Genomic DNA, 19,957 nt, shown 5'->3' on the forward strand with positions numbered 1-19,957 from the left:
ATCTGGGGGTTCCGCCGGCGCACCTGCTCGACGCCCTGTGCGCCCTTGTCGGACGACCGGCACCTCCCCGTGGGCCGCATCCCGTACGCCGTATCCACGAGCGGGTGCTCCAGGCAGCGGGGGCGGTGCCGCCAGGCGTGCTCGAGCCGGGGGATGTGTGCGCGGCCACGGACGTGTGCGCGGGCCTGTTGAACGCCGAAGTCCCAGCCCCCTCGGACATGGCGGTCCTCTGCATCCGGCGCACGGTCGACGACCTCGGACCAGCCGGCCTGTGGGAGCTGGCCCGCGGCACCGCTCTGACCCGGGACGATCTCGCGTGTGGCGCCGCCGCGGTCCTGGCGGAAGGTGATCCCGGCGCCGGAGACCCGCTGGCCGAACTCGCCGCGCACACCCTCGCGCAGGAGGCCGCCGAACGGTCCCCGTGCCACTGGGGCCGAGACCACACCGAGGCGGTACGCACCGCGCTGTACCGGAGTCTGGCCGAACTCGCGGACGCCCTCCTGGAGGTGTCGGAGTCGACGCCGACCCTCATGGAGTGGACCGTCAACGACGGTGGCGGGAGGTATACCGCGACCGCGGTGGGCGGCGGGGTGACGTACGACGCGCTGGTCGAGCCAGCACGGAACGCTCATTCGTCCGCGGTACCCGTCTGGCACCACCCGTCACTGTCCGCTGTCCCCACCGCCTGGCAGTGGCGGATCATCAGCGGACCAGCCGGCCGTGCCTCTCAGAGCTGTGCACCTTTTCCCTCCGCGTTCGCAGCACGGCACGCCGCCGAGTGCGCGATCACGGCACTCACCGCCGGCAGATGCGGCCTGTGAGCCACGTCGACTGCCGCCGGTCCCGGCGACGACCCGCGTTGCGGGCTTCTCCGCTGGGCCCTACCCCGCCCCCTGCCGCGAAGATCGGTAGCCGGTGCAGATCCGGCACCTCGTGGTGAAGAAGTCGGTCCGGCAGCAGAACCTCGATCTGCGCCGGGCTGGCCCGGCAGCAGTGGGCGTTGGGAGGCCGCCGCCCGCCACGCCGCGTGGAGGGGCCGAGAGGGCAGCAGATCCAGATCCGCCAGTTCTCTCCGCGTTGCCGGCAGCGAGATACCCCGGAGATCGTCCCGGTTCCCGCTGCGGCGGTGCCGGGCCTGGTCACCGGCCTCCCCGCGGGTGCTACCGGCCCGCGGGGCAGGCCCGTTGTGGAGCCCGGCGTAGGACGTCAGAGCGCGAACGTGGCGACTACCACGTGGTGGTCGGACGTCGGCGTGGGGATGCTGTCCGCCGAGGTGACCCGCAGGCCCCGCTGGAAGATGTAGTCGAACTTCTTCCCGACGTCATGCGTTGCGGGGCACTCCCGGGGGTCCGGCGTGCACCGCGCGTCCGCCTCCTTCCAGTTGGCCTCCCACAGCGGCCTCAGAGGCCCCTTCCCTGTGGGCTCGCTGTTCAGGTCGCCCATCACGATGCCCTCCCGTGGGGTGCCCACGGCGTTGGCGAGCGCCATTGTCTGGTCCTTCTGGGCGCCCTTGTAGCCGATGTGGGTGTTCCATACGGGGACGGTGCGGTTGCCGAAATCCACCCGTGCCCACACCACACCGCGTTCTTCCTTGTCCACCGACGACGGTACGGCCGGCAGGCGGAAGTTTCCCTTGCTCGCGATCCTCCCCGCACCCTTGCGGACGAGGAGCGCGTCGCCGTTGGCGCCCTTGCTGCCCGCCCCGTTACCGCAGCGCCAGTCGGTACGCCACGTACCGTAGACAGCCTCGTAATGAAGCCCCTGTTCCCTGAGATCGTCGAGCAGGTGATCGACCCATTTCACGCAGATCTCCTGCAGCCCCAGAACATCAGGCTTCTGATTCTTGACGACGTTGGTCCAACCGGGCTTGTAGACCGGATGCTTGGGCATCTCCCAGTTCCACGTCATCACCCGGACGGAACGGGCGGCGTTGGACGACGTTCCCCAAGCCGCGGCCCCCGAGGCGCTCCGCGCCTCACGGCCGGTGGCGGCGGGTGCGCCGGTCTTGGCGTCGTCGAGCGACGCCTTCGCGGCCGGGGGCGCGCCGCAGGCCGTGGCCGCGGCCACCATCCCTGCTACGAGGGTCGCGAGAGCGATGCCCCGACGGGGGCGCTGAGCGATCATGTGTTCCTCCCAGATGATGGTTTCCGACCGATGGCTGCTCGGACAGTTGGGCACAGCCTGGAGCGACCGGCAGACGGCTCACGGTGCCTCGGGCCGCGCGAAGTGACGGACCGACGCGACTGGCGGATTCCTGACCGGGGCCGCCCCTGTCCGTCGCACCCGCGGACCTGTTGACCTGTGGACCTGTGCACCGAGGCGGGCCGGGCAGGAGCATGCTGAAGTCATCCGGGCGGAGGCAAGACACTCCGGCTGTCCTGGACAGCTCTCCGCTGTTCCGGCTGGCCGGACGGCTGCCCCGGGTTCGTCCCGGACAACCCTGGACAACCGTCTGGCCGCAGCGGGACGCGCCCGTAGCGGTACTGGCCCTGACCGGCGCGGCGGGCGCGAGCACCGGTTTCGCCCTGGCACGCCAGGGGCGGCTCACAGCACGGGCACCACAGCCGGCGCCCGCCTGACCGGCCCCTGCCACAACGGCCCACATCTCCGACAGTACAGGATTCCTTGAATTCAGGATCACGTGTATCGTCTAAGGCGTGCTGACACTCGCCGCCGACATCGAAGTACTGGCGCGGTTCGGCCGCGCGCTCGCCGACCCGATCCGCTGCCGCCTGCTCCTGGCGCTGCGCGAGGCACCGGCCTACCCCTCCGACCTCGCCGACGCACTCGGCATCTCCCGCACCCGCCTGTCCAACCACCTGGCGTGCTTGCGCGACTGCGGACTGGTCGTCGCCGTGCCGGACGGGCGGCGCAGCCGCTACGAGCTGGCCGACGCACGCCTCGGGCAGGCGCTGGACGACCTGCGCACCGCCGTACTCGCCGTCGAGTCGGACAGGGCCTGCCAGGAAGCGGCGGAGAAAGGCTGTTGCTAGAGATGGCCGACCGGATCCTGCTCGCGAAGGAGCCGACGCCGGCTCGCAGGGACGCGCTCGCCGGGCAGCATGGTTGGACGGCAAGTCTCCCTGTTTGCTCTGGTGCGCTTCGCCGAGGACGCAGACTGGTTCGCTGACTGCCCGGCGGTGCGGGACTTCGACGGCGTCCAGGTGAAGATGTGTCACTCGAAGTCCGACGCGCTCTCGACCGGCCGGGACATGATCGACACCGCGGCGGCTGTCACCGGACGGGACTGGTGCGAGTTCACACCGCAGTGGTCTCACAGCGAAGAGCGCCTCGAGCCGTTCATCGGCCAGAAACTGTGCCAGGGCGCCCTTCTCGAAGGGCGGCCGGCGGGCCGTGACGTGGCTGCCGGGTCGGTCGTCGGCCTTGGAGTTCGTCCTCGCTCAGGACTGTCTGCTGAGCGCCAACGGTTTCGATGAGAACAGCATTGAGACCGGTGCGGCTCAGCCGGATTGTGTCCGGCAGAACTGTGCCACTGAGCACCCCACTCCACCAGTGACCGGCTGCTGCTGATCAGGCCGCCGAATCGCCTGCAAGGGGATGCCGACGCCCCGGAGTTGTGTCCCTGCCGGTCTGTGCGTTTCGCAGCCAAGAGGAGGAAGCGGGCCTGAGCGGGGAGGCTGACGCCGGGCAGGCTGCCCGCCGTTGCTCTCACCCTGCGTCGGGAACGAGGTATGTCCGGGAGTGCGGGCGGACCGGGTGCTGCGGGCCGCTTCCGGCTCGTCCAGGAAGGTGTGGAGCGCGAGCCGGCCGCCATCGGAGGCCGGCGTGGTGTGTGGGCCTACGGCCGCATGCCAGCCCGCACACAGGCGCCGGACAGGCAGTGCCGGGCTGGTCGCGGTGGCAGGCCATGGTGGGTGCCTTCGGCGATGCCTCGGCTGCGGCGACGAACCGAGCGGTGGTGGAGCGCGGGCTCGCTGCTGAGCGGGCGAAGCAGACCGCCGAAGCCGTCTGGAGCCGATGCGACATGTCAGGTGGTGGGCCAGGTGCGGAGCAGCGCGGTGTTCTCGGCTGCTGCGGTGCAGCCGGGGGCGAGGAGGAGGTCACGTAGGGCAGCTGCGTCGGTGTGGGTGGGTTCGACGGTGATACCGGAGGCTTCGAGATACGTCACGCCGCTGGCCACAGCGACGGCGAGGTTGGAACGCTGCAGCCAGCGGTACCGGCCGGGGGAGTGGACGATGGCGGCGGCACCGGCGTAGGGGCCGTCGTAGACGGGGGCGTCGAGCAGGCGGCCCTGGTGGCGGGCGCGGGCAGCAATCGGTACGCCCTAGTACTGCAACGGTGCTTGCTGTGACTGATGGTCAGGTTGGTCGTTGGCCTGTCCATGGGTGGGGACCTTGCTGATGTCAGGTTGTGGGCGGGTGAACTGGACGCTGTGCATGAGCGGTTCGTGCACTGTTTCAGCAGGTCGGAGCCGCGGGAGTCAGCACTGGCTTATATGCGGGGCCTGATCGCTCCGCTACAGCGGAAGAATGGCTGGACGCTGGCGGAGGAAGCCGGCCATGAAGGCCCGGACCGCATTCACCGGATGCTGAACCGGATCGAGTGGGACGCGGATGAGGCGCTCGACGACGTGCGTCAGTACGTGGTCGACAACCTCGGTGACCGGGACGCTGTCCTGGTCGTGGACGACACGGGCTTCCTGAAGAAGGGGACGCGGTCGGCGGGGGTGCAGCGGCAGTACTCGGGCACCGCCGGGCGGACGGAGAACTGCCAGGTCGGCGTCTTCCTCGCCTATGCCACCGACCGCGGGCGGACACTGATCGACCGGCGTCTGTATCTGCCCGCTTCCTGGACCGACGACCGGGAGAGGTGCCGCCGGGCCGGCATCGACGACGAGGTCGCATTCGAAACCAAGGTGGCCATGGCCAGGGCAATGGTCCGCCGCGCGATCGCGGACAGGATCCCGTTCCGGTGGGTGACCGCGGATGCCGCCTACGGGTTCAGCAAGGGCTGGCGCTCGGAGCTGGAGCGGGCGGACGTCTTCCACGTCATGGCCACCACCCGGCACGACACCGTGGTCACTCGCTGGGCGATCGACCACCCCGTCCACGACCTGTTCAACGGTCTCGCCCGGCAGAAGTGGAAGCGTCGTTCCTGCGGCACCGGGGCTCACGGCCTGCGGATCTACGACTGGGCACGCGTCGAGGTCCGGCCCTGGCACCGGCCCGACCGCCGCCACTGGGTCATCGCCCGCCGCAGCGTGAGCCGGCCCGAGGAGATCTCCTACTACATCGCCTACTGCCCGGCTGAGACAACGCTTGACGACCTGATCCGCATCGCGGGCAGCCGATGGGCCATCGAGGAGTGCTTCCAGAGCGCGAAGCAGGAATGCGGCCTGGACGACTACCAAGTCCGCCGCTACCCCGGTTGGCACCGCCACATGACCCTGGCCATGGCCGCCCACGCCTGCCTGACCGTCCTGCGAGCCCGCCAGCTTGATACGGAGAAAGCAGAAACGGATCCTCCCAACTCATCCACCTCAGCCTCGCCGAGATCAGACGCCTGATCACCCGCCTCACCGACCGCTGCCCCACCCCGGTCGACGACGTTCTGCACTGGTCACACTGGCGCCGACGACGCCAGCACCAAGCCCGCATCAGCCACTACAAACGACGCGGACACAGCCCCTGACCTGACCATCAGTCACAGCAAGCACCGTTGCAGTACTAGATCGTCGGCGAGTTCTCGTGCGGTCTGTCCGGCCAGCTCCGGCTCGTCCAGCACCGCCCCGCCCTGGGGGAGATTCCACAAAACCGCCAGGCAACTGCCAGACCGCCAGGCAACTGCCAGCTGCCCGGGGCGGCGGTCGAGGGCACCATCCGTGCCGCCAGCGCCCGTCCGTCGGCTGGGTCGCCGAGCCAGTCCTGGCCGGCGGCTGCGGCTCTCTCCTCGGGAGCGAAGGAGAGAGCATTCTCGACATCGGGCAGGCTGTGGCGCACCTGTGCCGAGGTCAGCAGGAAGTTCCCGCACCAGCCAGGAAGCAGGGCCGCGCGGCGGGGCTCGATCGCGTGGAAGAAGGAAGCGAGCGCGTAGTCCTTGGAGCAGACGTGGATGAACATCCGCTCCGGGTCCTCATCGCGCTCCCACACATCGGTCAGCAGGTGGAAGTCGTCGTGGGTGTCGGGGCCGCCGTCGTACATGTCGTCCATCGGGCCGAAAGCGCCGATCAGCTGGTAGAAGTCACGGATCCGCCCGGCTTCCTCGGACTGGTAGTCGTCACCGAACCCGCGGCCCCACGTGCGGAAATCGGGCAGGGGAGCTTCCTGCCAGCGGCGCCACAGCCGGCCAGCCGCCGGGTCGCTCTGCCAGGCCTGCAGCAGCGGCAGCATCCGGGGAGCCAACTGGGCGATGAATGTGTCGGGGTGGGCGGAGACGGCCCACGCTGAGGTGATCCCCATGCCCGGCACCGTAGAACACGCCACCGACAACTCCACCAAGCCTGCTGTTGCCAGCGCCCCCGCTCGCGTCACGCTGCCTGTACCCTCACGCACGATCAGTGACCATGACCGGCTGGGGGCGTAGGTGTCACGTAGGCAGCAGGAAAACGAACCGCGGGTCGTGCAGGGCTCGTCGAGGTGGCGGCAGGGGCGGGCGTCCACTGCCGTGGCAGGCGTGATGGCCGGTGTGGTGATCGGTGCCGGTGGCATGGTCTGGCACTCGGGCGAGATGCCCTTCCGGGACGAGCGTCGGGCTGACGCCTGCTGGGGAGCGTTCTCCCAGCAAGAGATGTCCCGCCTGGTGCCTGACGTGGAGGGCCGCCCCAGGGCGGCAGAGATACCAGCTGCGGAGGGGTTGGCGGCGGAGTCTCCTGTCGGCCGGTGCTACCTCGGCAGGGGATATATCGGCCATGCTGCCACCGTGCGTCTGGAGTCGCTGAGCGAGGGGTGGGGCGATGACGGGACGGCCGGGCCGCTGTGGGAGAAGGAGAATCTGACAGCGGAGATGACGTCTTTCGAGTCCGGCCGCGGTAAGCACATCAGCACGGGCATGGCATCCCCGACGCGGGCGTGGCGTGAGATCCCTGAGGCCTGTCTTCCCGGCGGGCGCTACGGCACTACTCCTGCCGTGGTGGTGCTCACCCGGGCTCACGGCGTCCGTCGCTCGCAGAATGACGAACCGGCGCAGAGAGAGATGGCGCGGGCCGTCACCGATGCGGCCAACGCCATCATGCGCCACCATGGCTGCAAGGGCAGCCTGCCCAAACCCGGCAAGCTTCCCCGCCCGCCGCAACACAGGGACATTGGCAAGCGTGACTTGTGCGATGTCGACAACCTTGGCTGGCCGCGGGGAATGAAGTCTCAGGCCCTGTACGACCGGGTTTCGAAGGGCTCCCGGCATGGAGTGCGCATCTGCCAGTTCAATCCCGTGCAAAGCGCTGATCACGACCCAGGGCACTTCACCACGATCGTGAACCCGCGCCTGGCCCGTGCCTACGACAAGGCCGCACTGTCGAATGACGGCCCGCACATCCCGACGAACGGCCCTGACAAGACGTTCGGAACTCTGAGCACGACGCATGCCGTGCTGCAACTGCCGTGCAGAGGCGACGTCGTCGTCTTCACCGCAAAACCCCCCAACACCGTAGGTGGAGGGAGGGACGGCCGGCAGGCGATGCGGAAACTGTTCCCCCGCTACGTGAGAGCCGAAGCCAAACGCCTCGGCTGCAAGGGCATCACACTGAAGATGCCCCACTACACCGACTGACCGAGCACCTGGCGTGGCCGGGCAACCAGATCCCGTCAGGCCCCCGCTACCCGAGCACACCTGTGGCTGAGCACCCAGTGGGCGGGTCGGCGCGCTGGTGGCGAGCATGCACGGGGCAGATGGCCCTCGGCCCGATCCGGCCCCGCTTCACCGTCACTCTCCTCGCGCATTCCCACGTGGTCATGCCGTCAGTGGTAACCGAAGGGGCCTCAGGGTTCCTTCGGTGGCTGCTGACGTCCGCGGGAGACCCGCGCGCATCTGCACCAATCGCCGCAACCGTAATGGCCTCCGGCCTCGCCCGGCAGCTGCTGGTCGCTTCCCGCACGCGAGAGCAGGCCGCCGCCCTGGCAGCCGATCTGCAGGACATGCGCCAGGCCACCCACGCCCCCACCCGCCCACAGGCGTGTGACGTGGCCGGACTGGGCGGCTGCGAGGCCGTCGTCATCGCCGCTCGCGCCTCCTTCACCAACACCCACCGTGCCGACGTCCGCATGGGCGGTGCCACAGCCAACACCTCCCTCGTCACCGGCCTGGCCACCCTCCTGCGCGGTTTCGAAGGCACCGTCCTGGTCGTCACCAACCCCGTGGACCTGATGACCCGCCTCTTCGCCCAGGCCTCCGGCTGCCACCGGGTGTTCGGGATCGGCTCCAACCTCGATTCGTCCGCTATCGCCACCTTCTCGCCCACCACTTCGGCGCAGACCCTGAGCGTGTGCGAGGTTATGTGATCGGTGAACACGGTGATGCCGCCGTCATCTGCGCCTCCACCACCACCGTCAACGGCAAGCCCGTCACCGTCCCCCTCCAGCAGGTACGGGCGCAGCTGCGTACCCGACCCACCCGAATCAGTGAACAGGTCGGCCGTACCCGCTGCGGCCCAGCCGGGGCTGTGCTCTCCGCCCTCCGCAAGATCCTGGCCCTGGACGACGGCACCGAAGAACTGACCACCGACTACCGCGGCGACTGGCTCGGAATCCCGTTGCACTTAACACACGGCCAGACCCTACCGTCCCTGCCCCACCTCGATGATGACGAGACGCGCCAGTTGGCCGCAGCCGCCGCCAAACTCCATGCCGCCTACCAGGCCCTCCAACCCGTCCTGCACGAATCGATCCGACAGGAGACAACACCGTGAACGGCCCCACCGGCGTCCAGCTCAACGCCGCCCACGCCCACGTGACCGTCCGCAGCAACACACCCGCGGTCACCGACTGGTCCCACCGCTACTTCGGCCCCTGGTGGAACGCCACCCACCTGCCCACCCCCACCGCCACCGGCCCCGGACTGCCGGCAGGGAAGGCCGGTGCCGGACCGGGTCAGGGGGTGTCCGTGCTCACGCCGGTTGTTCTCCTGCTGTCTGCTGGGCAGCGTGCTGGTGAGCGAGGGCCAACGCCGCCTCTCGGCTGAACAGGTAGGGGGAAGTGCCGGTGAAACGGGCGTGCTGCCAGGTACCGCCATCCCAGTGGCGTGCCTGGGCACTGCCCTCGAAGACGGCCCACCAGTCGGGATTCTCGTGGTCGCGGGCGACCACGAACTCGCCCGTGATTCGGCCGTTGAGCCGGGGCCCGGGGATGCGGTACTCGGAGACGAACGCCGACGCCTGGTCCGCCGATGCCTTCTCCTTCGCCTCCCACTGCCGGAATTCCTCTTCGTCCTCCGCGTCGTGGAAACGAACCCTGCGCCAGCGCGCGGTGTCGAACCCGTCGACGTCCTCCCATTTTGAGGCGACTCCGACGAGGTCATTCCAGGTGCTCCGGATCTCCTGGAAGCGCGTCAGCCCCTTCAAACTGTCCTCCTGGGCCTTCTGGACAGCTGCGTCGCCGAACTGGTAGCTGAGGGAACCGGCGAAGCCGGGCACCACGGAACACAAGGCGGAGTTGGTCCGGTACTCCTCGGTGCCGACCCTCAAGTGGTGCTGTCCGTTGAGCCGCTTCATGAGGAAGGCGGTGAGCGCATCGACGTCGTCGAGGGTGATGTCGACGGCGTAGCGCAGGGGTTCGGCGGTGGGCATGCGGCGGTAGTCCCTCCCGGTCTCCGGCGCGCCGACCGACCCGTCGTCGTGTCCCTTGTCTCGCGTCGGATAAGGAGAGGTTATCCGTGGCGAGACGCGCCGTGCCGCCCGTTTGCGTGTTTGCTCGGAGAGGGCGGGGTTACCGACGGCGACCGCCGCCGCTGAGCCGGCGGGAGAAGAGGTCTTCCCTCACTTGGTGAGTGCGTGTTCCTGGTCAGGGCGGGCGTGACAGACGGGGCAGGAGACGTTGAGTAGCTGGGAGCCGGGCCACCATGCTTTCGTTGCCGCGGTGGGTCCGCCGTTCCTCCTCGTGGCTTCCCCGTGGTCGTCTCCCGGACCCATACCAGGGACGGCCGCTGGTGGTACGAGTGCCAGGCGATCCTCCCGGCCCGCCCCGACCAAAACGGCCACGCCTCGCCCGGGGGCGTTCCGGTGGCCCTCAGCGTCGCCGCGGAGCACATCGCGCCCATCCCGGGCGAGTCCTACGAGCGGGTGCCGAGTGAGGGGGTGGTGGCCGGCCGCCAGTGGCTGGCGGTGCGCTCTCCGGGTGTGCACGGGGGCGGCCCGTGGTGGCAGCTGCACCACCGCACCTGCTGGCAGGCCCGCGGCGGCTGGTGCCGGCTGGTCACCACAGCCGAAGCCCGCCGGATCCTGGCCACGCTGTCCCCGGACCGTCTGTGCGATATCTGCCGACCGGACCAACGCACGTCCTAGACCTACCTGCCGGTGGGCTGGACCGGCCCGGCAGCTCATTTCCCGGGTGTTGCCAATCCCCTGGCAACGGTTTCCTCCTCTTCCCTGCTGAAGACGCTCTTACCCCGTTGCGCGGTGTTGCCGAGGGCTCGATTTGTGCACGCAACACCCCAAGGCCTTGCCAAGCTGTGGCGTCAGATCCGCACATCACATCCAGGTTCGGAGGACGCCATGGACCACCCTCTTTTGACCGCCCGGTCCGCCCTTGTTCTGTTACTCGCGCTGCTGGCCGGGCTCGCCGCTGCGGCCTTGACCGTCTGGGCAGGCAGCGGGGTGCCGCACAGCGTGCTGTGCGGAGCCGGCAGCACCGCCCTGGGGGTCGTCTTCAACCAGCTGGTCGCGCCCGAGCAGCCCGCCCGCGGCTCCCGCGACACCGACTCTGGGGGCGGTGCCCGTGGGTTGTGACGGAGCTGTAGTTCTTGGGGCTGGTTGCTTTTCTGATCTGGCGTTTTGTGTTTCTGGTGGGGATTTGAGGGTGTGGGGAAGGGGTGGGGTGCGGTCGTTCCTGAGTCCTGTGGAGGGTGTTCGGTTTGGTTGTTCGGGGTGTTGAGCAGGGTTTTCGTGGGTGTGTGGGATTGATCTTGGGTTTGTTGTCGATGGAATGGTGCGTCGAGAGGTAGCAGGTGGGGTGTGCTCGTGTGCGGTGCCCGTTGTTGCTGGTCAGTGGCGTGTGCGGGTGAGGTAGACGGTCAGTGCGTCGCTGGTGGTGGGGGAGAACTGGGTGAGTTCGAGGCGGCGGCCGATCGCGGTGAGGGTTTTCCTCGGATGCTGTGCCCGGTGCTGGTGGGGGAGGGTGGCCAGGGTGCGGGCGAGGGTGACGGTTTCGGGGTAGATCACCAGGTCACGGGCCAGGAGCACGGCTGAAGCGTTTCCCCCACCGTCCAGGTGAGGGTTGACCAAGGCGAGTTGCTGCAGCCGATGGCGCCACCGGTCGGTGAGGTGTTGTTGGTGGTCGTACCAACGGGTGGTGATCGCGCTTGCCGCCATCCACGCACTCGCGCCCCGTGCATGCCGCTGTAGACGCTGGTGGGCGTGGTGCGCGGCAGCGAGTTCAGGTACAACGCCGGTGCACAGCGGGGATGTGAGCCTCGGGTCGGGGGCGGCCTGCTCGTGACGGATACAGACGAGCCGGTGCCAGGGCCGGTGGACCCATGCGGTGTCACTCGCGCCGCGGCTGTGGTGCCGCACGCACATCGTGCATGCCCGTACGGCTTGCCGCCGCCGCTCGACGGGCCGCCAGTGCGCCGTGACCGGGCCAGTAACCGTCGTGCCGTCCTGGACCAGGCGGGGCAGGGCGTGGGCGAGGTGAATCATCGGGATCCGGCTCAGGTCCGTGACTCGGCGCGTGGCGGTGGGGAGAGGACCAGCCCGGCTGCGGGGGAGGCGCCGTGCCCGCTCAAGCTGATGCCCAGGCCGTCGCAGAGCTGGGACAGCGTCAACTGGTAGGCATGAGCGAGGCGCCCAAGGTAGGAGGCGGTGGCTTCGAAGGGCAGCGGCCGGATGCGGAATACGCCTGGGCGTGGGGGTGGGAGCTGCGCCCACGCCCAGGCGGCGGGTGCGTCGCTCCGCTCGGTGCCGGACGCGGCCGGTAAGCAGGCCGCCAGGAGTGTCCGGTTCACCGGGAGCTGTTCTGGCCCGGTACCCGGGGCCGGTAGTGCTGTTCGGCGAGGTGGTCGAGCCGGACGGCTTCCAAGATGGTTTTGGTGATGCGTTCGGTGCCGTCCAATACAGCGGTCAGGGCGGCCTGTTTGACCAGCCGCGTAAGTGATCCAATCCGCCCGGCGGTGCGCGCGTGCAGGTACGGCGCCAGCCGCACCAGACTCCCGACCCGGTGATGTCGCAGGTCGAGTGCGCCTTCCAGCGCCCGCACCAGGTCTTTGAACGGCTCGCGGACGCCGTCGCGGGCGGGGAAGGGATCGCAGTCGACGAGGCCGGCACGTGCGGCGAGCTGCGCCCCGCGCACCCCGGAGAACAGCGCGGTCCCGGTCACGTCGATGCCCGCGTACACGAACGTCGCCCCGATACGTTCGGTGAGGTCTTTGATCAGGTCGGCGCTCTGGGCGCCGGTGGTGGTGCGGGGGTTGAGACGGTGGATCTCATCGATCAGTACCAGCCGCACACCCGCCTGCGTGTAGCTGTGGCAGACGCTGTTGACGATTGCTGCCTGGGACATCCGGCCCGCCACAGGGATGCCGAGGTAGCGGGCGAATTCGAGGGCTAGGGTCTTCGCGCTGGCGGCGGGCGGCACAAGCACGTAGGCGACCGGGACCTGCTCTCCCGCAGCCACGGCTGCCGCGTCCTGGCGGCGGGTGTGGGCGAGGTGGCAGGCGCGGCCGACCTGGAGCAGTGCCGTGGTCTTGCCCGCTCCGGCGGGGCCGGTGACGATCAGGGACGGCCTCGCGGTGACCTGCTGGTGGCGGCCCAGGACCATCAGGGCGCGTACCTGTTTGGCCAGCATGTCGATGGCCGGAGTACGGATCGTCACGAACTGCGAGTAATAGCCCACCCGTTCCTCGAGGCTGCGTGCCGGCGCCCCCGGTGCGGGAGGCTCGGTCACGGGCGTGGTGGCGAAGCGGGCGAACCCGTTCCACACCGTCACCGTACCCGGCAGCGCCTGCCCGCCACCGCTCACGACATCCTCGGCACGCGCCGCGGGCGCCGCCGGGTGATGTTCCGCCGAAGCGACGCCGCGCCTTGAGGCGCCCTCGGTGCCAGGCGGGCCGCACACCACTGCTCCGCCTCCGCTTCGGCGTCCCACAGCCCGTATCCGCCAGCCGGAGCGGGTGATGAGTCCACGCCGGCTTCCTCCACGACATGCGCCGCATCCTCATCGGTTCCGGCAGCCAGGCCAGCAGCGGCGAGGTCGTCCAGACTCTCACCCCACCCGGTATCCAGCGCCGCCTTGGTCTGTGACACCCCCGCAGCCTCGGCCCATGCGGGTGGGGCAGCCTGCCCGCTGCTCGCCGCGCCCGCACCGTCCCCGGCCTCGGTGCCGGTCGCGCCGGATTGCCGTGGAGCGGGCAGGCCGACCGCCAGGCCCTCGAGTACCGCCGCTTTGTCGGGCGGCGTGACGGAGCTCTTGCGGCCCCGCCGTTTCGATAGCGCTCCAGCTCCTGTCCCGCGGGTGCGGCGCAGGAGCTGGTCGAGGGCGTCGGCGAGGTCGGCCTCGTGCTGCTCCCGTTCGCCGCGCTGGGCTACTTCGCCCTGGACATGGCGCCACATCTGGTCGTTGAAGGGCTGATGCACGTGGTCGCGGTGGATCCACGGGATCTCGTGGAGCTTGCCGTCGCTCAGGCGGACCCAGATCTGGCGGGCATCGTGCGGGTTGTGGTGGACCTCCCATTTGCCGTCCTTGGCCGTCACCTCGGAGCGCTGGCCGCGGTGGGGGTCGAGGACGTCATGGTCGTAGGTGCGGTAGTCGATGCGGATGCCGCGTTCGGTGATCGGCTGCCAGCGCACCGGCAGCAGCTCCAACCAGTCGGCTCCAGTCAGCGGCACGGGCACGTACCCGCACAGGGCGATCAGCGCGGCCCACATCTGGTTCGGAGTGAGCGCCGTCTTTGGCAGCACAGGGTGACGCAGCCCGTCGTGGGGCCGGTTCTGCCAGCAGACGATCCACTCGTCGAGGAAGTCCTGCAACTGCGGGATCGTCCAACAAGCCTCCGCCTTCACGTTCTTGCCCCGCCGCAGCGGGTTGGACCCGGTGTGGCCGGCGACGTGCTGACAGAACAGGTCGTTGACCGACCCGAAGGTCCGCTCCACCACTCCTTTGGCCTGTGGCCGCCGTGGAGGAGCGGGCTGCACACTCACCCCGAGCGTCTCGCACGCGACGACAAAGCTCTCCGAGACATAGATCTTCCCGCGGTCGACGACGATCGTCTCTGGCACGATCACCGGCCGGGCTGCCGCGCCCTCCAGCCGCTCATCCAGCGACAGCATCCGCGCATACGGAACCTGCGCCCGCGATAACTGCAGCGCCTCAGGCCAACCAGGCCGCGCCGGGTGAGGAACCGCCATCTCGGCCAGCAACAGCGCCGCGTCCACGGCCTTCGTGCCGTGCGGACGCAGCACCGCGGACAGGATCGACCGCGTCGCCACGTCCACCGCGATCGAGAGCTCAGGACGCCCCAGAGTGCCGTCCTCCAGCACGGCCATGATGTCCAGGCGGGTGGTGTCGATCTGCACCTGCTCCCCGGGCCGCAGTACCACCGGCGCTGCCGGCCCCCGGCCCGGCGCGGTGGCTGTCCGCGCCCCGTACCCAAGCCGATCAGCCGGATCGGCCAGCACGCTCACCAGCCGGTAGAACGACGACCGCGACGGCATCTCCACCACCCCGCGCCCGTGCGTCTCTTCCAGGATCTGCTTGACCAGCACCTGGAGCCCCTTCACGGTCCCCTTCGACCGTCCCCGCTGCCGACGCAACCCCTCCAGCACCGCGGCCACGACCTGCTCATCCGCGTAACCCGTAGGACGGCGGCCACGCACCGGCACCGTGCGCTTATCAACGAGCCCGCACAGCCCCTGCTTGCGATAGGCGAGCCGCATCTTCTGCACCGTCAAACGCGTCACCCGCGTAAAGCCGAGCGCCGTCATCTCCTTCGCCTTGGCCGCCTCCCGCTGCGCCAGCGTCCACCGCTCGGGGTCATACTCCTCCCGCATCACCTGCCCCGCACGGCCGCCTTCAGGGTGCGGCCACCCGGTCTCCACCTCCCGGATGTGCGGCAGCCACGCCAACGCACGCTGCTGCTCTGCCGCCGGCACCGTCTCGAACAACCCCCACCGCGGCACCACGTCCGGCGCCCGCGCGCCCGCCACCTCAAAGCCCGGATCAGCAAACAACCGATTCAACAACAACGACGTGTCCGTGCCACCCTCGTCCAGCAGCAACACCCGCTGCCCTTGCAACGCGGCAACCTGAAACGTCTTACCCCGGTAGACAACATGCGCTCCGACCTCCACCACCGGACGCCGCCCCGTCTCCGTGCCTCCGCCCACCGCGCTCACTCCCCATCCCGCATACCGATGCCTGCTCCCGGCCCGTGCCCCGGGCCACCAGCAGCAGGCACACAGACCAGCGATCCGCCATGCAGCGACTCATCAAGTCCCGCCACCAACTGCCCCGACCACAAGGCGTGATAGACGACAGGCAAGACCTGCAATGGATCACCCACCGACACCGCTCCGTCGAACAGCGGGCGCGACACGCCGAACGCCTCAACCACCGCAGCCTGCAGCTCCGGCGCCCCCTGGTACCGGGGATGGCGGTAGCCCGCCAGCCACCGCAGATTCGTCTCCACCACCGCAGGCAGCGGCTCAAGACGCCGGTACGTCCACCCCACCCGCGCACACGCCGCTTCCAGCACCGCCCCCGCCCGCTGCACCCCGGTCCCGCCCGCACCCGGTGCGGACGGACAGTCCGCGAACAGCCCGGTGCCGTCGGCGTACCGGGCAAACAACTGCGGCACCCATGAGCGCGCCCGGCCATCCGCCTCGTCCCGCCACACGGACCGAACCGGCCGCCCCGCCAGCCCCCTCACCGCCGGATCCCGGTCCAGGACCATCAGTTGCGTACGCATCGCGACCGACCCGTGGACCACATGCCGCCCGGAACTCGCCGACCACCACCACCCCGGACCCCACCGACGCCCCGGCACCACCGGGAACGCCGACACCGGCGCCAGCTCCTCGAACCCCACCGACGCCACCGCCTGCTCCCACACCAGCTGCTCGACCTGCCCCCCAGCACTGCTGAAAGCCACCTCCACGCCCGCCTTCCTCCCCAGCACCACACCGGGCGCCACGCGCAACTCGCAGTCCTCTACGCCGGACAGCCAAGGGCGTACCGGCCGTGGATAACCCGCGAACACCGCCCGGTCCCACTCAAAAAGGTGATTCTCAGCAGAAGTGCAACCGCGCGATACCGTCCCTCGTACGGCCTGCAGCGCCCCATCCCATACGGGAGGATGAAACAACCCGTAAACTGCAGTGAGCCGAGCCTGCCCATGACGCCTGCCAGCCCCCGAGCCCGGGCCGCTGCGGCTACAGCCCCCGCCCCTGGCTGCCGTTCCTCGCCGAGTGCTGCGCCCCGATCAGCAGGCGCCGCTCAACAGCGCAGTGCCCGGGCTGGAAGAAGTCCGGCTCGCGCGGCCACACGATCTCCATGTGCGGCACCGGCAAGACACTGATCGCGCTGCACACCACCGAGGAACCGAACACCGCCCATCTCCCCATCGCTGCGTCTCTGAACCTGATCGGCCCGCTGCCCCACGACGGCGAATCCTTCCCGCACCACGATCGCGCCCTCCACCAGCAGCACCCGTCCCGACCGGCTACTGCTCCTCTGCCTCTCCGGCCACCCGCAGCACTTCTGCCGCTTCGTCCGCGGACAGCCCAGCCCACCGGGCCACCTCCTCCAGCCCCACCCCGGCGTTCACAGCGGCCACCATGACCCGCAGCAGCACCTGGTCGAGTAGACCCGTGCCACGGCTCAGACCCTCCAGCATGTGCCGCGCCACGTCGGCGGTGGTGCCGACCTGCACCCCGCGCAACTGCTGCAGCTGCTCCTCGGCCTCGCCAAGGAGATTGGTGATCACGAACTGCTGCTCCGCAGGCACCACAGCGCGCCAGTTCGTGCCGGAGCCGGGTGCCTTCTTCTCTCTGGATAAGACTCGTAGTCCGGCAGCCATCGTTGATGGCTGGTGTTCCTGCCGCACCCACCACAGGTTCTCGTCGAACCGCCCATACAGCCCGGGCCGCACTCCGGGGCGACGGCACAGGCGGACAACGGTCCCCATCCACGCGATCAGCGGGCCCCCGTGGTCGACCGCGATCAGCGGCCCCAGCCACTCCCTTCCCACCCGCTCCCCGAGCCGACGGCAGAACTCGCCATCCGCAGACAAGGGCCGCGGCCGTTCACCGCCGCTGTCCGCCCATACCAGCTTCCTCATACCCGGATCCAGCAGCGCATCCGCGACGGCCACCACCTCAGGGAAGATGACCGCATCCCGCCCCACGACCCGCCACCACTCCAGATCTCCGCCCGCGTTGCCGCCCGCAACCTGATGCAGGCGACGCGGCCAAATCTCTTCCTGCTCCCACTCGTACGCTCCCTCCCACCACCGGGCCACCACCGCATACGCCAGCCCGAACACGTCACCCGGCTCCGCTCCCACCCGCACCGCGCGCCGGGCCACCCCGAACCACCGGCGCTGCGCCGCGACCACATCCGGCAGACCCCGCAGGTCCAGATACTCCAACTCCTGCTCGGCGTCCGCGTCCAACAGCCACCGCCCATGCGCCACGCACACCCGCTCCCACCGCTGCGCGTACCGCACCACCCGGGCCGGCCCGCCCGCTCGCCGCGCAGTGCACAGTCGGCACCCGAACGCCACGGGCCCCACCACCGCACCCCCGACCCGCCACAGCCCCCGCCCCCGGCCGTCCCCTGCCCCGTCGAGCTTGGGATCCTCCCGCCCCCAGGACGGCAGCGCCCACGCCAACGCTTCCTCCCCAACCCCGGACAGTCCCGCCAGCGCGCGCCGGCCCGCCGAATCCAGCAGCACCTCCGCATCCGCCCGCAGCCCGCCACCGTCGTGCCGAGGCCGGTGACCGCGCCACTGCCAACAGGACAGCAGCGCCTTCTCCTCCAACCCGTACCGCTCCGCGATCCGGCAAAGAAACGACAACGTCGTCTCCCCGCTCACAGGAGACAGACGAAACACCCCAGGAACCATCTCCCCAGCCTCCCGGAAGCCGCAGCACCGGGAGACAAAAGTGCTGCGCCTAGCGCATTGAGATGTGTCCATGCCGTGGGTGAAGTGGTAGGCTGGCCAACTTTGCTCAGGCGGCATGGTCGGCTCGCAGGAGGCAGGAGTTGTGACGTTGGGGCGGGATCGGAAGGTCAGCCCACTCGGAACCGAGTGTCGCGGATGTTCACTGGTCTATTCACGGTGAGGCTGGTTTTGTTCGTTATGGATTGCGATGTATTTCCATTTTGGAGGTTGCAGTGAAAGACCAATTGCGGATCCGGATGAGAGGGGAGCTTGCGGGCGGGCTTTCCAGCTTCCGGGAACAGGTGGGGCTGACGCCGCGAGGCCGCCTCAGTGATGACTGGGACCAGGAGTTCGGGAGGCGGGAGCTCCGACCGAGGGTGCAGGGTCGGGCGAAGCTGACACTGTGGCGTTATGCAGACGATGATTGGATGATTGTTCTCAGGTACGAGCGTGACCCTCTCCCCTCGGACGAAGTAGAAGGGATGAGGCAGAACATTCTGAATGCCGCAACGGCTGCGGGCATAACCGTAGTTGCTCAGTCACCTGCGGGGAGGGGGTAGGTGTCACTGATTGATGTTAGGTGTTTCGTATTCAGTGGTTCGGCGTGAAGGATTTAAGTGAGGCTTGTGGCCGCGCAGCCTAGTGTGATGACGGTCGCCAGCTGGAATGTTCTGCACCGTGTGCATGGCGAGAACTGGGACGAGGATGTCCTTGTGCGCTGCCCGGATGAGTCCGAGCGGATCGCCGCTGTGACAGCCCTGCTGGAGGAACGAGACGAGCAGGTCATCGCTCTTCAGGTGGTCAGCGGTGACCAGTTGGCCGCCCTCCGCGGTGCGCTGACCGGCCGGACGGTGCACGCGTTGAGGTATCCGCGCGTTCCGGCACCGCGCCGGGGCATCTGCTCGCTTCGAGACCCCGGGGAGTATCTCGTGCTTCTGGTCGACGGACCGAGCCGCCAGATCGCTGCCGAGTCCTTCGAGAATGATCTGGGGAAGGGCGCACTCGCTGTCGAGACCGACGGAATGCTGATCGTCGCCACGCATGTGAGCGGCAATCAGCGGCGCACGCACCAACTGGCACGCCTGGCCGAGCTGGCCGCCACACCGACGGGATGCCCGGCGGTACTCCTCGGTGACTTCAACACCGGCCGTGCCACCGTGGCATCGGCTCTGGGCACGGGCTTCGCGGTCGTGGATCTCCCACCGGACGCCCTGCCGACACGGCCGCACACATCAGGCTCGACATCGCGGTGGATCGACCATGTGGTCGTGCACGGCGCTGGTGTCAGCAGCGCCGCAGTCGAGAGTACGGACGGTCTCTCGGACCACAACCTGATCAGCGCGAGCCTCATCGTGTGATCCCCCGCTGCTGTTGCGCAGGTGATAGCGGGCCTGTTCGGCGGTGTCGGTGCCGGGTGGGACGCTGCCTGGGATGAGTCAGCCGCGCCGGCGGGTCTACGGCAGTGACCACGATGACCCGTACCCGTATGCCCGCCCCGGTCACACCTACCGCGAGCTGGTGGGCGATCCGCTCGACGTCACCGGATCCAGCGAGGAAGAACTGGCCGAGGGCGCGGCCCTGATTACCGAGATCGGCCAATTCGGCCCCGGCGGCCGTGCCCTTTACGGCCCCCGCCCCACCAATCCCTCGCTGTGGGATTGGGAAGGCGACTGCCCCTGAAATCCGCGAAGAATTA

General features: G+C 69.2%; 21 protein-coding genes. 11 read left to right on the top strand and 10 right to left on the bottom strand.

Annotation, left to right across the window (positions count from 1 at the left end; translation table 11 throughout):
- Positions 1-104: 104 nt before the first annotated feature.
- Complete coding sequence (locus FM076_RS32525; protein WP_345945380.1) at positions 105-821, top strand: hypothetical protein; 717 nt, start codon at positions 105-107, stop codon at positions 819-821.
- 385 nt (positions 822-1,206) lie between these two features.
- On the opposite strand, the gene FM076_RS32530 is transcribed toward FM076_RS32525, so the two are convergent.
- Complete coding sequence (locus tag FM076_RS32530) at positions 1,207-2,124, bottom strand: endonuclease/exonuclease/phosphatase family protein (protein WP_173874398.1); 918 nt, start codon at positions 2,122-2,124, stop codon at positions 1,207-1,209.
- Positions 2,125-2,657: 533 nt separating this feature from the next.
- Here FM076_RS32530 and FM076_RS32535 point away from each other — a divergent pair.
- A complete protein-coding gene (locus FM076_RS32535) occupies positions 2,658-2,993 on the top strand; it encodes a metalloregulator ArsR/SmtB family transcription factor (RefSeq protein WP_173874399.1) in 336 nt (111 codons plus the stop codon).
- A 102-nt stretch (positions 2,994-3,095) separates the two neighbouring features.
- A complete protein-coding gene (locus FM076_RS32540) occupies positions 3,096-3,437 on the top strand; it encodes a hypothetical protein (RefSeq protein WP_243274706.1) in 342 nt (113 codons plus the stop codon).
- Between the two features lie 551 nt (positions 3,438-3,988).
- On the opposite strand, the gene FM076_RS35480 is transcribed toward FM076_RS32540, so the two are convergent.
- Entirely contained in the window at positions 3,989-4,129 is a 141-nt protein-coding gene (locus FM076_RS35480; protein WP_180217880.1) for a hypothetical protein, read from the bottom strand.
- Positions 4,130-4,342: 213 nt separating this feature from the next.
- Between FM076_RS35480 and FM076_RS32550 the strand changes: the two genes are divergently transcribed.
- Positions 4,343-5,527 carry an IS701 family transposase gene (locus FM076_RS32550; protein WP_173874400.1) on the top strand — a complete coding sequence of 395 codons (1,185 nt, stop codon included), beginning with the start codon at positions 4,343-4,345 and terminating at the stop codon, positions 5,525-5,527.
- A gap of 160 nt (positions 5,528-5,687) precedes the next feature.
- Here FM076_RS32550 and FM076_RS32555 read toward each other — a convergent pair whose 3' ends face one another.
- Positions 5,688-6,419, bottom strand: a complete 732-nt coding sequence (locus tag FM076_RS32555; protein ID WP_173874401.1) for a hypothetical protein — start codon at positions 6,417-6,419, stop codon at positions 5,688-5,690.
- Between the two features lie 205 nt (positions 6,420-6,624).
- On the opposite strand from FM076_RS32555, the gene FM076_RS32560 reads away from it, so the two are divergent.
- The 3 genes from FM076_RS32560 (at position 6,625) to FM076_RS34510 (ending at position 8,860) form a co-directional block, all read left to right on the top strand.
- Positions 6,625-7,725: a hypothetical protein gene (locus FM076_RS32560; RefSeq protein ID WP_207730282.1), complete on the top strand. Its 1,101-nt coding sequence runs from the start codon at positions 6,625-6,627 to the stop codon at positions 7,723-7,725.
- Between the two features lie 281 nt (positions 7,726-8,006).
- Entirely contained in the window at positions 8,007-8,453 is a 447-nt protein-coding gene (locus tag FM076_RS34505; protein WP_243274707.1) for a lactate/malate family dehydrogenase, read from the top strand.
- Positions 8,438-8,860 carry a hypothetical protein gene (locus FM076_RS34510; protein ID WP_243274708.1) on the top strand — a complete coding sequence of 141 codons (423 nt, stop codon included), beginning with the start codon at positions 8,438-8,440 and terminating at the stop codon, positions 8,858-8,860. The genes FM076_RS34505 and FM076_RS34510 overlap by 16 nt, the downstream gene beginning before the upstream one ends.
- A gap of 198 nt (positions 8,861-9,058) precedes the next feature.
- On the opposite strand, the gene FM076_RS32570 is transcribed toward FM076_RS34510, so the two are convergent.
- A complete protein-coding gene (locus tag FM076_RS32570) occupies positions 9,059-9,736 on the bottom strand; it encodes a hypothetical protein (RefSeq protein ID WP_173874403.1) in 678 nt (225 codons plus the stop codon).
- Positions 9,737-10,057: 321 nt separating this feature from the next.
- On the opposite strand from FM076_RS32570, the gene FM076_RS35215 reads away from it, so the two are divergent.
- A complete protein-coding gene (locus tag FM076_RS35215; protein ID WP_173874404.1) occupies positions 10,058-10,450 on the top strand; it encodes a DUF6233 domain-containing protein in 393 nt (130 codons plus the stop codon).
- 210 nt (positions 10,451-10,660) lie between these two features.
- Positions 10,661-10,894, top strand: a complete 234-nt coding sequence (locus tag FM076_RS32580; protein WP_173874405.1) for a hypothetical protein — start codon at positions 10,661-10,663, stop codon at positions 10,892-10,894.
- A gap of 255 nt (positions 10,895-11,149) precedes the next feature.
- Here the strand turns inward: FM076_RS32580 and FM076_RS32585 are convergent, their stop codons facing one another.
- The 6 genes from FM076_RS32585 to FM076_RS32610 all read right to left on the bottom strand — a co-directional run bounded on the left by FM076_RS32585 (position 11,150) and on the right by FM076_RS32610 (position 18,192).
- Positions 11,150-11,347 carry a hypothetical protein gene (locus FM076_RS32585; protein ID WP_173874406.1) on the bottom strand — a complete coding sequence of 66 codons (198 nt, stop codon included), beginning with the start codon at positions 11,345-11,347 and terminating at the stop codon, positions 11,150-11,152.
- A gap of 757 nt (positions 11,348-12,104) precedes the next feature.
- Positions 12,105-13,088 carry a TniB family NTP-binding protein gene (locus tag FM076_RS32590; protein WP_173875158.1) on the bottom strand — a complete coding sequence of 328 codons (984 nt, stop codon included), beginning with the start codon at positions 13,086-13,088 and terminating at the stop codon, positions 12,105-12,107.
- 29 nt (positions 13,089-13,117) lie between these two features.
- Complete coding sequence (locus FM076_RS32595) at positions 13,118-15,484, bottom strand: Mu transposase C-terminal domain-containing protein (protein ID WP_428815180.1); 2,367 nt, start codon at positions 15,482-15,484, stop codon at positions 13,118-13,120.
- A 5-nt stretch (positions 15,485-15,489) separates the two neighbouring features.
- The gene (locus FM076_RS32600; protein ID WP_428815129.1) at positions 15,490-16,254 is read right to left on the bottom strand and encodes a TnsA-like heteromeric transposase endonuclease subunit; all 765 of its coding nucleotides are present in this window, start codon (positions 16,252-16,254) and stop codon (positions 15,490-15,492) included.
- A gap of 274 nt (positions 16,255-16,528) precedes the next feature.
- The gene (locus FM076_RS32605) at positions 16,529-16,705 is read right to left on the bottom strand and encodes a hypothetical protein (protein WP_173874407.1); all 177 of its coding nucleotides are present in this window, start codon (positions 16,703-16,705) and stop codon (positions 16,529-16,531) included.
- 113 nt (positions 16,706-16,818) lie between these two features.
- Positions 16,819-18,192 (bottom strand): DNA-binding protein, encoded by a 1,374-nt coding sequence (locus FM076_RS32610; protein WP_345945383.1) that lies wholly within the window; start codon positions 18,190-18,192, stop codon positions 16,819-16,821.
- A 716-nt stretch (positions 18,193-18,908) separates the two neighbouring features.
- Between FM076_RS32610 and FM076_RS32615 the strand changes: the two genes are divergently transcribed.
- Together FM076_RS32615 and FM076_RS32620 are read left to right on the top strand one after the other, a co-directional pair.
- A complete protein-coding gene (locus FM076_RS32615; protein ID WP_173874409.1) occupies positions 18,909-19,619 on the top strand; it encodes an endonuclease/exonuclease/phosphatase family protein in 711 nt (236 codons plus the stop codon).
- 73 nt (positions 19,620-19,692) lie between these two features.
- Entirely contained in the window at positions 19,693-19,941 is a 249-nt protein-coding gene (locus tag FM076_RS32620; protein ID WP_173874410.1) for a hypothetical protein, read from the top strand.
- The last annotated feature ends 16 nt before the right edge of the window (positions 19,942-19,957 follow it).

Origin of the sequence: Streptomyces albus subsp. chlorinus (genome assembly GCF_013302895.1) — a bacterium.
GTDB lineage: Bacteria > Actinomycetota > Actinomycetes > Streptomycetales > Streptomycetaceae > Streptomyces > Streptomyces chlorinus.

Bases quoted from the DNA above. Each gene is read 5' to 3' on its own strand.
- FM076_RS32530 (WP_173874398.1), bottom strand. From the start codon at position 2,124: ATGATCGCTCAGCGCCCCCGTCGGGGCATCGCTCTCGCGACCCTCGTA.
- FM076_RS32550 (WP_173874400.1), top strand. From the start codon at position 4,343: ATGGGTGGGGACCTTGCTGATGTCAGGTTGTGGGCGGGTGAACTGGAC.
- FM076_RS32555 (WP_173874401.1), bottom strand. From the start codon at position 6,419: ATGGGGATCACCTCAGCGTGGGCCGTCTCCGCCCACCCCGACACATTC.
- FM076_RS34505 (WP_243274707.1), top strand. From the start codon at position 8,007: ATGGCCTCCGGCCTCGCCCGGCAGCTGCTGGTCGCTTCCCGCACGCGA.
- FM076_RS32570 (WP_173874403.1), bottom strand. From the start codon at position 9,736: ATGCCCACCGCCGAACCCCTGCGCTACGCCGTCGACATCACCCTCGAC.
- FM076_RS32580 (WP_173874405.1), top strand. From the start codon at position 10,661: ATGGACCACCCTCTTTTGACCGCCCGGTCCGCCCTTGTTCTGTTACTC.
- FM076_RS32615 (WP_173874409.1), top strand. From the start codon at position 18,909: ATGACGGTCGCCAGCTGGAATGTTCTGCACCGTGTGCATGGCGAGAAC.
- FM076_RS32620 (WP_173874410.1), top strand. From the start codon at position 19,693: ATGAGTCAGCCGCGCCGGCGGGTCTACGGCAGTGACCACGATGACCCG.